The following is a 12,114-nucleotide window of genomic DNA, read 5'->3' on the forward strand; positions in this document are numbered from 1 at the left end:
GTGTGTGCTTTGTCCCAGCGAAGGATGAAGTTCACGAGAGCGACAGACCTTGATTGCGCATTAGAACGCAGAACGCTCTCAACCCTGAAAAGGTCGTTTTATGACGAAATGGCTGCTGGCTGCCGGAGTCTTGATGCCGCTTTACAGCGCACAGGCTACACAGGATCCGGAAGCAGTGTACAACCGTGTTTGTGGTGCCTGTCATTCCGGCCAACTACCCATGGCGCCCAGAAGAGGCGATCAGGAAGCTTGGACGCCGAGGTTGGCGAAAGGTATGGAGACGCTGGTGCAACACGTGACCCAGGGTTTCAAGGCGATGCCGCCGCGTGGTTTGTGCATGGACTGCAGTGCCGAGGATTACCAGGCCATCATCCTCTGGATGAGCGGAAGTAAACCCGGTCCATAACTCTTAACCCTTAGCCGTAGTTGGATTAGCTGATGAACAAATTGATCGTGAGTCTGCTGTTGACCGTGGGAATCTCAGGCTTCGCCCATGCTGCAGGTGATGCCGCCGCAGGCCAGGCGAAAGCCGCCGTTTGCGGGGCCTGCCATGGCCCGGATGGCAACAGCATGGCGCCAAACTTTCCAAAACTGGCCGGACAGGGTGAACGCTACCTGACCAAGCAGTTGCACGACATCAAGTCGGGCAAGCGCACCGTTCTGGAAATGACCGGGCTGCTGACCAACCTGAGCGATCAGGACCTGTCCGACATCGCCGCCTACTTCGCCAGCCAGAAAGGCAGCGTCGGCGCCGCCGATCCGAAGATCGTCGCTCGCGGTGAAGCCCTGTTCCGTGGCGGCAACCTGGAAAAAGGCCTGCCAGCCTGCACCGGATGCCACTCGCCAAACGGCGCCGGCAACGCAGCCGCCGGTTTCCCGCACCTGGGTGGCCAACACGCTCAATACATCGCCAAGCAACTGACCGATTTCCGTAAGGAAGATCCTGCCGTCGGCCGCAGCAACGACGGTGATGCCATGACCATGCGCACCATCGCTCGCAAGCTGAGCGACGAGGACATCGCGGCGGTCTCCAGCTACATTCAAGGCCTGCACTAAGGTCACTGCGATGGTGATTCGAGCGTTGCGTGCGAAGGACAACTCCCGCCACGTTAACGCTCGATTAATCCGTTGCATGAAGTATAAAAAGGGTGGCTTTGGCCGCCCTTTTTTGTGGCCGCTGCCGTTACACTACAGAACTCATGCCCGCCAGGATCTGTCTGAAAACAGGTCGCGCGAGGCGACCCAATTTGCCCAGGAGTAAAGCATGCGTAATCTGATCATCAGCGCCGCCCTCGTCGCTGCCAGCCTGTTCGGCGTGACGGCCCAGGCCGCCGAAGCACCTGCCGCCCCGTACGTCGAACTGAGCAACCCGGTACCGGTTGCCGTGCCTGGCAAGATCGAAGTGGTGGAACTGTTCTGGTACGGCTGCCCGCACTGCTACGCCTTCGAACCCGTGATCAATCCGTGGGTTGAAAAACTGCCTTCAGACGTCAACTTCGTGCGCATTCCTGCCATGTTCGGCGGCCCGTGGGACGCTCACGGTCAAATGTTCCTGACCCTGGAAGCCATGGGCGTCGAGCACAGCGTTCACGCTGCCGTCTTCAACGCGATCCAGAAAGAACACAAGAAGCTGACCGACAAGAACGACATGGCCGACTTCCTCGCCACCCAAGGCGTAGACAAGGACAAGTTCCTGGCCACCTTCGACTCCTTCGCCATCAAGGGCCAGATCATCAAGGCTCGCGAACTGGCCAAGAAGTATGAAATCTCCGGCGTTCCAACCATGATCGTCAACGGTAAATACCGTTTCGACATCGGCTCCGCCGGTGGTGCCGAAGAAGCTCTGAAGCTGGCTGACCAACTGGTCGCCAAAGAGCGAGCGACCAACAAGGCAGCCGCCAACTAAGCGCGGCAATCGCCATGCGCCGCTGGGGAGCCGAACGTCTCGTTGGCCTGCATGATCCGCAGGTCAACGAGCATCACCTGGAATCCACGGGCCTGCCCGCAGACAGCCGTTTGCGTCTGCTCAGCTTCAACATCCAGGTCGGCATCAGCACCGAGCGTTATCGGCACTACCTGACCCGCAGCTGGCAGCATCTGCTGCCGCACCCCGGACGCTCCGGCAATCTGCAAAAGATCGGCAATCTGCTCGGCGACTTCGACCTGGTCGCCCTGCAGGAAGCCGATGGCGGCAGCCTGCGTTCAGGCTACGTCAATCAGGTCGAACACCTGGCCCATCTCGGCGCCTTCCCGTACTGGTATCAACAACTCAATCGCAACCTCGGCCGACTGGCCCAGCACAGCAACGGTGTGCTCAGTCGTCTGCGCCCGTGGGCGATCGAAGACCACCCGCTGCCGGGGCCGAAGGGTCGCGGGGCGATTCTGGTACGTTTCGGCGAAGGTCCCGAGGCGCTGGTGGTGGTGATGATGCACCTGGCGCTCGGCGCCCGGGTACGCACGATGCAACTGGCCTACATTCGCGAGCTGATCGGCGGCTACAAGCATCAGGTGCTGATGGGTGACATGAACACCCACGCCAGCGACCTGCTCCAGCACTCGCCCTTGCGCGACCTCGGCCTGCTGGCCCCGCAACTCGAAGCGACGTTCCCCAGCTGGCGCCCGCAGCGCTGCCTGGACCATATTCTGCTCAGCCCGACCCTGACCCTGGAAAAAGTCGAAGTGCTGGCGCAACCGATTTCCGATCACCTGCCCGTCGCGGTAGAGATTCGTCTGCCGGGTTCGCTCACGGCCGATGCATTGCCCGCGTTGAGTCCTGCCCCTCGCGGAACGCCTGAATGAGCGACGAAGCCCAGCGCTGGAAAGAGAAATACCTCAAAAGCATCGAACAACAGGAAAAGCTCGAACGTCGATGGGACGCCCGGCTCGACCTGCTGCGCCGCGGCCTGGTGCGCAGCACGCTGGCGGCGGAAGGCACCGACCGCGTGGTCGATCAATGCATGAAAGAAATGCGCGACGTGGTGCGCACCGACGACATGGACGCCGGCCTCGCCGCCCTGTTGCCGCGCCTTGAGAAAGCCGTGCTCGACTCCGAGCAACGTCGTGAAACCCGGATCAATCAGGTCAGCACTGCCCTGAACTCGCTGGTGACTCAGCTGCAATCGCTGCCCCTGCCCCGGGAAGTCGCCCAGCCACTGAAGAAATTCGCCAAGCAACTGGATGGCCGGGTCAGTCAGGCGCGGGAAATGCCGCTGCTGCTCAGTGAACTCAGCGGCTTGCAGGGCAAGGCCCTGAGCCAACTGGAGACCCCGGCGGAACCGGGACGGCCGGGACTGTTGCAGCGCCTGTTCGGCAGCCGCGACAACGAAGAAACGCCCGCACCGGTGGCTCAGCCTGCCGTGGCTTCTCCAGCCGCTCAGCCGGAACAACCACCCGCGGCACCTGAAAGCACGCCAATGCCAGAAGCGCCTGTCGCAATCGTCGAACCGGCAGCCATTGCGACCGTCAGTGAAGCACCGGTCGCCGCACCTCTGGTCGCGCCACTGCAAGCTTCAGCACCTGCACCACTATCAACACCCGAGCCTGTTGCAGAGCCGGAAGTGGTTGCCTTCGAGCCTGCCCGGATCATTACAGAAGTCGTCACCGCTCCCAGCGAACCGGAACCCGCCGAGCCAGAACCCGAGCCGCAAGCCTTCACGCCACCTCCGGTCTTCGCGCCAGCAATACCGGCGGCCTTCAACCCCGACGAACTGATCCACCCCGGTGACAACCCGCCCCCGGTCATCCTCGACAGCCTGCCCTTGCCCGAGCCTATCGCGCAGGCATTGGCGGCCATCGATCCGGAGCAGTCCGAGCAGGACATTCTCTACGCGTTACCGGACTCGCCCGAACCGTCCTACAGCTCGGTGGCCAAACACATCGAAGACACGCTGATCGGCCTGCTGGACGATCTGACCTTGCCGGAACGCCATCGCCCGCAAGCCGAGGCCATGCGCGATCGGCTGAAACATGGGCTCAATTGGTACGAATTGCTACCGATCCTCGACGATCTGGCGACCTTGATGCTAGCCATCACCGACAGCGGTCAGCACGAGTTCGAAGCCTATCTGCAACAACTCAACGAACGCCTCGAAGCATTCCAGAGCAACCTGCAGGCCGCCAGCGAAGGTCATGCTGACAACAGCTCCGCGGCGCGGGCGATGGACACGCAGATCCGTGAACAGGTCGATGGCCTGCAGAACAGCGTGCAGGAAGCGGCGGATCTGAACGACCTCAAGCAGGTACTGGAAAACCATCTCGAAGGCCTGCTCGGCACGATGGACCAGCACCAGAAACAACGTGACGCCCGTGAACAGGAAGTGGCTGGACGCCTGAAAAGCCTGGCCGAGCGCGTGGCGCACATGGAACAGGAAGCCCTTGGTTACCGCGAACACCTCGAAGAGCAGCGCCAGAAAGCCCTGATCGATCCGCTCACCGGCCTGCCCAACCGCGCCGCCTGGAGCGAGCGACTCGACCACGAAATCGCCCAATGGCAGCAGCACGGCAACACCCTCAGTTTGGCGATGCTCGACCTCGATCACTTCAAACGCATCAACGACAACTACGGGCATCTGGCCGGCGACAAGGTGTTGAAGATCATCGCCACGGTGCTGCGCAAGCGCCTGCGCGGCAGCGATTTCATTGCCCGCTTCGGCGGTGAGGAATTTGTCCTGCTGCTGCCGGCCACCCCGCCGGCCGTCGGCGCCAAACTGCTGGAAACCCTGCGCGCCTCCATCGAGGCCTGCCCGTTCCACTTCAAGGGTGAGCGAGTCACGATCACTATTTCCATGGGGCTGGCGGCGTTCAGGCCGGGAGAACACAGCGATCTGGTGCTCAAAAGAGCCGATCAGGCGTTGTACCGGGCCAAAAACGCGGGTCGCAACCGGGTGGAGCTGGGCTGAAGACAATTGTTCCATTTCATTTAAATCAGCCCTTTTGCCGTTCGCACGCAAGTCAGTACGTTACACTGTTGCATTATCGACTTGCGTGTACTGCCATGAAATTCCTTGCTCTCATCGCGTCGCTGCTCGTTCTGGCCGGTTGTGCCAGCGGCCCGCGCTACGACACCAGCCACCCTTCTGCCAATCACGACAGCCGCGCGCAGTTTGTGATCGTGCATTACACCTCCGCCTCCCTCGAGCGTTCGCTACAACTGCTGACCCACGGTGAAGTCAGCAGCCACTACCTGATCGGCGATGACAAAAACGGCACGATCTACAAGCTGATGGACGAAAACCTGCGCGCCTGGCATGCCGGCGAAAGCGAATGGCAGGGTCGTACCTGGCTCAACTCAAGCTCGATCGGCATCGAAATTGTGAACCCCGGTTTCAAGGACACTCCGACCGGGCGCATTTGGTACCCGTACAGTGAAGCCCAGGTGCAGTCGCTGATCGTGCTGCTCAAAGACATCAGCAAACGCAACGGCATCAGCCCGGACCACATCATCGGTCACAGCGACATCGCACCGTTGCGCAAGCTTGATCCGGGCCCGTTGTTCCCGTGGAAGCGCCTGGCCGCCGAAGGTCTTGGCTTGTGGCCCGATGAACACGCCGTAGCCCGCCAGCAAGTAAGGTTCGACGTCGAGTTACCGAGCATCAGTTGGTTCCAGGCGCAACTGGCACGCCTGGGCTACGCAACGCCGCAGAACGGCGAGCTGGACGTGGCGACCCGCCATGTACTCGCAGCCTTCCAGATGCACTTCCGCCCTTCCCGCTTCGACGGCACCCCGGATGCGCAAACGGCAGCCTTGCTGCTGGTGCTGAATCAGACAAAATAATGACGCCCGCCCGACGGTCAGGGCGAAAGTGCAATCAGCAGCTATAACTCATTGGTAATTCTTCGGATATCCATGATGGTTGCTACCCGAGAGACGCTGCGTAGCTGGTTTTATCGCCCCTGGTTTCTGGCGATGCTGGCGGCTGTCCTCAGTGCGAGTCTGCTGATCACCGGCGGGTTGTTCGTGGCCGTGCATCAGGTCGAACAAAGCGAAAGCCAGGAAATGAACGCCCAGGGCGAGCGCTTCCTGGCCCGACTGGAACAGTTGTTCGGCCAATTGCGTGAAAGCCTCGACGACCTCGAGGCCCAGCCCCTGCGCAGCTGCGACGACGAGATGATCGCCACGCTGCAGCAAGTGACCTTCAACTATCGCTTCGTCTATGAAGCCGCCTACATGGACGCCTCGCGGATCTGCTCCAACCGCCCGCGTCAGGAAGGCCTGTCGGTCGTGCGCCCACCCGACATCAAGGGCCCGACCTACAGCTACTGGCTGAACACCACCACCGAACCCGATGAAAATCGCGCGGCGCTGATGCTCGGGCGCGGCAACTTTCGCGTGGCCACCTCACGCGGGCACCTGACCGATATGGTCGATCTGTCCCCCGGCAGCAGCCTGCTGGTGGTGCTGGACCATGGCAGCCGGGCGATTCCGGTGCTCGGCGTGCCACAGACATGGCCGCCCACCGAGCCATGGCCTCCAAAGAGTCTGGACGCCCTGCAAGTCACCCAGAGCCATCTGATCTATCGTATGCCCACCGACAACCCGGAATACCAGTTGGTGCTGATTACCCCGCGCACCGGCATGCACATCCCCGAGCTTTGGTGGTGGATGGTGCCGGTCTGTCTGCTGCTGGGCGTGCTGGTCGGGCTCACCGTGTTCTGGCTGGTGCGTCAGCATCAATCACTGGATGCCGAACTGCACGGCGCGATCCGCCGCGGCGAATTGCAGGTGCTGTATCAACCGATCTTCGACCTCGACAGCCGCAACTGCGTCGGCGCCGAAGCCTTGCTGCGCTGGCGCCGGCCGGACGGCACGCTGACCAGTCCCGACCTGTTTATCCCGATGGCGGAAAACACCGGGCAGATCCGCCAGATGACCGACTTCGTCCTCCAGCGCCTGCTGGAACAACTGGGCCAATTACTGCGGGCCAATCCGCAGCTGTACATCTCGGTGAACCTGGCGGCGTGCGACGTGATGGTGCCACGTATCGGCCAGGTCATGGCGCGGCTGTTGACGCTGCACCGGGTGGCGGCACGGCAGATCGCCTTTGAAGTGACCGAGCGCGGCCTGATCGATGTGGTGGTGGCCCGGGAAAACCTGCAAGCGCTGCGCGATGTCGGCCATCAGGTGCTGATCGACGATTTCGGCACCGGCTATTGCAGCCTCGCCTACCTGCAAACCCTGCCGGTGGATTGCCTGAAAATCGACAAGGCGTTCATCGATGCGCTCGGCCATGACGCCGCCAGCAGCGGCGTGGCACCGCACATCATTCACATGGCCCAGGCACTGGATCTGAAAGTGATCGCCGAAGGGATCGAGTATGAGTCCCAGGCGGCGCTGCTCAGCAGCGAAGGCGTGAAGTTCGGCCAGGGCTGGCTGTTCGCTCACGCCTTGAGCGCCGTGCAATTCATCGAGCTGATCACCCGAGGACGGCGTCTCGCCGGCCGCCGGATGGATGACGAGGCCTAGACCGCCAGCGCCATGTAGAACTGCGTGCCCTGCCCCGGTCGCGAATAGACACCCATCCGCCCGCCGTGCAACTGGACGATTTCCTTGCACAGCGCCAGCCCGAGCCCGGCCCCGCCTTTCTTGCGCCCGACCTGAACGAACGGTTCGAAGATCCGCCCTTGCTGGCCGTAGGCAATACCTTCGCCATTGTCCTCGACGCTGATGATCACCCGCTCGCCATGCCGGCGCGCCTGCAAACGAATCAGCCCGTCGCGGGCGGTATGGCGCAAGGCATTGTCGATCAGGTTGTCCAGAACTCGATCCAGCTGGGCCTGATCGGCCTGCAAACGCGGTAGCGGGCCTTGCACCTCAATGTTCAATGCAACGCCCTTCTGCGCTGCCGAGTCGGCAAAACGCGATTGCGCCTGGGCCAGCAAATCCTCGATGGAGCACGGCGCCAGCGCGAGTTTCTGCAGGCCGCTCTGATAGCGCGAAAAATTCAGCAGATCGTTGATCAGCTGCATCAAGCGCTGCATCTCTTCATTGACGGTGTCGAGCAGATCGGACTCCCGGGATTCCGCCGGAAACTTCGCCCGCTCGCGAAACAGCCCGAACGCCATGTGCATGCCGGTCACCGGCGTACGCAGTTCGTGTGATGCACGCAACACGAATTCGCTGCGCACCCGCTCAAAGGCCCGCTGTTCGGTGACGTCATGCAGCACCATCACCGCGCCGAGGATATGCCCCTGGGTGTGGCTGACCGGGGTCAGGCTGTAGGTCAGCAGTCGCGACTCGCCATCGACTTCGATGCTCAAATCTTCCGGCGCGCGCTCAAGAGTCCCTCCGCGCAGCACCAGTTGCAGCTGCGCATCCAGCTCCGGACGCTGAAGCGCAGTGCCAAGGCCCTCGCCAAACCGGTCGCTGTCCCAGCCCAATTGTCGCTGAGCCACCGGGTTCAAGTGCTCCAGGTGCCCCTGGCGGTCGATCATCAGCAAGCCGTCATCGATGCTGTCGAGCACGGCTTGCAAGCGTTGCTGGCCGGCCAGCAGTTCATCGACATTGGTCGCCTGATGCTCGCGTAGCGCTTCGGCCATCAGCCCGAAACGCCGGGTCAGCAGGTTGATTTCCATGGCCGAGGACACCGGCAGGGTCACTTCGAAATTGCCCTGGCCGATGTTGTCCGCTGCTTTCGCTAGTGCCTCGATCGGTGCACCGAACCGGCGAGCAATTCCTTGAGCGGTGATGAAGCCGATGATCAACACCGCCAGCCCCACCAACCCAAGCAGGCCGGCGATCAGCAGCGCCCGGTCGCGGGCGGCGTGTTGCACGGCGTTGATGTTATCCAGTGCGTGCTTGTGCTCGGCGATCAGACCGTTGCGCAGGGTGTTGAAGCGCTCGCGCAAGTCGCCACCGCCACTCAGGGCTGCGCCCGGATTGCGGGACACGTCGAACGCCTGAAGAAAGCTCAGGTAATCGGCCTTTGCCTGACTGAACCCGTATTGGCGGTCGTCGTCTTTTTGCTCTTGGGCGATGCCTTCGTCGAGCAGCTCGAAGTAATGCTGTTTCGACGCTTCGAAGGCGGCTGGATCGGGCTTCTCGGCGAGCATCATGATCAACTGGTCGCCCAGGGTCTGGCGCAGCTTGAGCCCCAGATCGAGGGTGACGAAGTTATTGCGGATCAACGCCTCCTGAGTCCCGGCCATTTGCATCACGCTGACCAGCCCGAGCATCAGCCCGAGCAAGGCCACGGTGATCAGCGCGGAAATGCTCAGGAACAAGCGGGTCCGCAACTTCATCGCCAGTTTCATCGGCGCACGCTCACAAGTTGTACTGCTTGCGCTTGCGATACAGGGTCGAGGCGTCGATCCCCAGGGTCTTGGCCGCCTGGTCGAGGGTGCCGGCGGTCGCCAGTACCGCGCCGATGTGAGCCTTCTCCAATTCATCGAGGCTCAGGGCCGCGCCGACCCGGGGCGCATTGTTGGCGGGTTGCTCGGCCATGCCGAGGTGGCTGATTTCCACGCGCTCCTGCGGGCAAATGATGCTCGCCCGCTCGACCACGTTGCGCAGCTCGCGAATGTTGCCGGGCCAGCGGTAACCCAGCAGCGCTTCCCGCGCCTCGTCACTGAAACCCCGGGCCGGGCGCGCGTATTCCTTCACGAAGCGAGCAAGGAATCGGTCAGCCAGAGTCAGAATGTCTTCAGCGCGTTCGCGCAGCGGCGGCAGATGCAGGGTGATGACGTTCAGGCGATAGAGCAGGTCTTCGCGGAAGCGTCCGTCGCGCACCATGTCTTCAAGGTTGAGGTTGGTGGCCGCAAGGATGCGCACGTCGGCGCGACGCGTGACGGGATCCCCTACCCGCTCGTATTCCTTGTCCTGGATGAAACGCAGCAACTTTGGCTGCAAGGTCAGCGGAAAATCGCCGATCTCGTCGAGAAAAAGCGTACCGCCATCGGCTTGGTTAACCCGGCCCAGCGTGCTTTCACTGGCACCGGTGAACGCGCCACGACTGTGGCCGAACAGCTCGCTTTCCATCAGTTCGGCGGTCAGCGACGGGCAATTGATGGTGACGCAGGACTTCTTCTCGCGCTTGCTCCAGCCATGGATCGCCCGGGCCAGTTCACCTTTACCGGTGCCGGACTCGCCAAGGATCAGGATATTGGCGTCGGTGCTCGCCACCTGCCGCGCGGTTTCCAGTACGACTTTCATCGCCGGGCTGTGGGAATCGAGACCGTCCCTGGGTTTGCGGATCTCGCCTTCGAGGGCTTCCAGACGCGCCGAGAGCTGGCGCACTTCCAGCTGCTTGGCAGTGGCCAGACGCAACTGGTCAGGGCTGCATGGTTTGACCAGATAATCGGCGGCGCCCGCCTGAATCGCGTCCACCGCCGTATCGACGGCCGAATGAGCGGTGACGATCACCACCCGCATCCACGGCGCCTGAATGCGCATCTGCGCCAGCACGTCGAGGCCATTGTCTTCGCCCAGACGCAGATCGAGGAAGCACAGATCGAACACTTGACGCTGCAACAGCGCGTCAGCCTGGGCGGCGCTGTTGGCGGTGGCGACGGTATAACCTTCGTCTTCGAGGCAATAACGGAAGGTTCGCAGGATGGCGGATTCATCATCCACCAGCAGAATGCGGCCTTGGTGCTCAGTGGCTGATTCCATTTTTCCTACGCTCCATAAGTGAATGTCTTGGTTTAGTCCCGGAAAAATCGGGCAAGTTGCATGGTTGATTCTGATCGATTCCAGTCATAGCAGGGTAGCTCTCTCCTGCCCTCACAGCTAATCCACTGAATTTGTTGAATTTTTAAGCAATCAGCGTTTTTCATGCATTTGCCTGCGTCCTTTTCTGACATCCGCACCCTGCTCTCAATTCAAAAAGAATGATTTCTCCTACGAAACAATCGTGCATTACGCACGACCGTGGCGGACCCATCGTGCAGGATGCGTCGTCAGGATTTTTCTACGCATCTTTAACTATTTGATTTTATTGATTTTTTTCAAACAAAAAAGCTGGCATGCAGGCTGCAATACCTCTCTCAGCCCGGGCAGATATGCACTGCCCTAACCGAATAAGAGTGAGGAACCCAGGATGACTCGCCAACGTGCCGCCCAAATGCGTATCTCGCCCCTGCATCTACAGCAGGGCCTGTTTGGCGCACTTGCGCTGCTGATCACCCTGATCGCCTGCCAGCAATACCTGCGCTGGGAACAGAGTCAGCAACCTGAGCCCTTGATTTCGATGCCGCACGCGACACAAACGCACTTCAGCGCCGTCAGCAGCAGCCAGGCCGATAGCGGCGCGATGCGCATGATGGATGTCGACCAGCCACAACCCCTGGGCGACATACCACGCGAAGAACGCTGGGTTTTCTGATCAACGAATCTGGGCGCCCCCGCGCCGAGACCGGCAACACCCCTAAATAGAAACAAGGAGAATCACCATGTTGAGCTGGGCAATCACATTCCTGATCATTGCCATCATCGCTGCAGTACTGGGCTTCGGTGGTATCGCGGGCACCGCCACGGGTATCGCCAAGATTCTCTTTGTCGTGTTCCTGGTGATGTTCATCGCCTCGTTCTTCTTTGGCCGTCGCGGCCGAGGTTGACCATGAGTGCTTTAAAGACACTGGCAGCCGCCCTGCTCCTGGGCGGCAGTGCCATGGCGATGGCGGCCAATGATGGCCAGGCGCGGGTCAACGAACTGTTGAGTTCGGACCCGCACTACAGGGAAACCTGGGAAGGCGTGGTGAAGAAGGAAGAACGCCTGCCGGAATGGGTGATGAACCTTTCCGGTACGCCGGACCAACAGATGAATGCCGTCACTGAAGACGGCGACAAGTACCTGGTCGGGCCGCTCTGCGAATCCCAGGACAAGTGCCTCAACCACCGCTTGATCGTCGCGTTCAGCTTCGACAAGAAACACGCTTACGCCATGCTGGTCGATGTGCCCGAAGGACTGCCGGCCGACAAGTCGCCAACGCGACATGCGACCTACCGCTTCCTCGGCAAACCCGATCAGGGCATGCAGGATCTGTTGATGGAAACGCTGAAGAAAGATCCGAACTGGTATTGAACATGAGGGCAGCAACGCGCTGCCTTCCATTGTGCCCGCCCGAGGAAGGCCGGCGCATGACCAGGGGGCCGGGACGTTCTGACTGTTTCAGGGTCGG

Annotated in this window: 12 protein-coding genes; 10 read left to right on the forward strand and 2 right to left on the reverse strand. The window is 61.2% G+C overall.

Annotated features, from left to right (window positions below; all coding sequences use genetic code 11):
• Nucleotides 1-100: 100 nt before the first annotated feature.
• From AC3WRD_RS21175 to AC3WRD_RS21205, 7 genes are all read left to right on the forward strand, one after another.
• Entirely contained in the window at nucleotides 101-406 is a 306-nt protein-coding gene (locus AC3WRD_RS21175) for a c-type cytochrome (protein ID WP_085713044.1), read from the forward strand.
• 32 nt (nucleotides 407-438) lie between these two features.
• Complete coding sequence (locus AC3WRD_RS21180) at nucleotides 439-1,056, forward strand: c-type cytochrome (RefSeq protein WP_096822422.1); 618 nt, start codon at nucleotides 439-441, stop codon at nucleotides 1,054-1,056.
• Nucleotides 1,057-1,264: 208 nt separating this feature from the next.
• A complete protein-coding gene (locus AC3WRD_RS21185) occupies nucleotides 1,265-1,906 on the forward strand; it encodes a thiol:disulfide interchange protein DsbA/DsbL (RefSeq protein WP_096822420.1) in 642 nt (213 codons plus the stop codon).
• Between the two features lie 14 nt (nucleotides 1,907-1,920).
• Nucleotides 1,921-2,799, forward strand: coding sequence for an endonuclease/exonuclease/phosphatase family protein (locus AC3WRD_RS21190; protein ID WP_096822419.1), 879 nt, complete (start codon nucleotides 1,921-1,923; stop codon nucleotides 2,797-2,799).
• Nucleotides 2,796-4,898 (forward strand): diguanylate cyclase, encoded by a 2,103-nt coding sequence (locus tag AC3WRD_RS21195; protein WP_102621165.1) that lies wholly within the window; start codon nucleotides 2,796-2,798, stop codon nucleotides 4,896-4,898. The genes AC3WRD_RS21190 and AC3WRD_RS21195 overlap by 4 nt, the downstream gene beginning before the upstream one ends.
• Nucleotides 4,899-4,993: 95 nt before the next feature.
• Nucleotides 4,994-5,773 (forward strand): N-acetylmuramoyl-L-alanine amidase, encoded by a 780-nt coding sequence (locus AC3WRD_RS21200; protein ID WP_102621166.1) that lies wholly within the window; start codon nucleotides 4,994-4,996, stop codon nucleotides 5,771-5,773.
• 72 nt (nucleotides 5,774-5,845) lie between these two features.
• Nucleotides 5,846-7,462, forward strand: a complete 1,617-nt coding sequence (locus AC3WRD_RS21205; RefSeq protein ID WP_096822416.1) for an EAL domain-containing protein — start codon at nucleotides 5,846-5,848, stop codon at nucleotides 7,460-7,462.
• Here AC3WRD_RS21205 and AC3WRD_RS21210 read toward each other — a convergent pair.
• A complete protein-coding gene (locus tag AC3WRD_RS21210) occupies nucleotides 7,459-9,249 on the reverse strand; it encodes a KinB sensor domain-containing domain (RefSeq protein WP_096822415.1) in 1,791 nt (596 codons plus the stop codon). The genes AC3WRD_RS21205 and AC3WRD_RS21210 overlap by 4 nt on opposite strands.
• Nucleotides 9,250-9,259: 10 nt before the next feature.
• Nucleotides 9,260-10,606, reverse strand: coding sequence for a sigma-54-dependent response regulator transcription factor AlgB (algB, locus tag AC3WRD_RS21215; RefSeq protein WP_096822414.1), 1,347 nt, complete (start codon nucleotides 10,604-10,606; stop codon nucleotides 9,260-9,262).
• Between the two features lie 427 nt (nucleotides 10,607-11,033).
• On the opposite strand from algB, the gene AC3WRD_RS21220 reads away from it, so the two are divergent.
• The 3 genes from AC3WRD_RS21220 (at nucleotide 11,034) to AC3WRD_RS21230 (ending at nucleotide 12,017) form a co-directional block, all read left to right on the forward strand.
• A complete protein-coding gene (locus AC3WRD_RS21220; protein ID WP_102621167.1) occupies nucleotides 11,034-11,318 on the forward strand; it encodes a hypothetical protein in 285 nt (94 codons plus the stop codon).
• A 67-nt stretch (nucleotides 11,319-11,385) separates the two neighbouring features.
• Nucleotides 11,386-11,550, forward strand: coding sequence for a DUF1328 domain-containing protein (locus tag AC3WRD_RS21225; protein WP_003177151.1), 165 nt, complete (start codon nucleotides 11,386-11,388; stop codon nucleotides 11,548-11,550).
• Nucleotides 11,551-11,552: 2 nt separating this feature from the next.
• Entirely contained in the window at nucleotides 11,553-12,017 is a 465-nt protein-coding gene (locus tag AC3WRD_RS21230) for an inhibitor of vertebrate lysozyme family protein (protein WP_096822412.1), read from the forward strand.
• Nucleotides 12,018-12,114: the final 97 nt, after the last annotated feature.

The sequence above is a fragment of the Pseudomonas sp. FW215-R2 genome, from assembly GCF_058789255.1.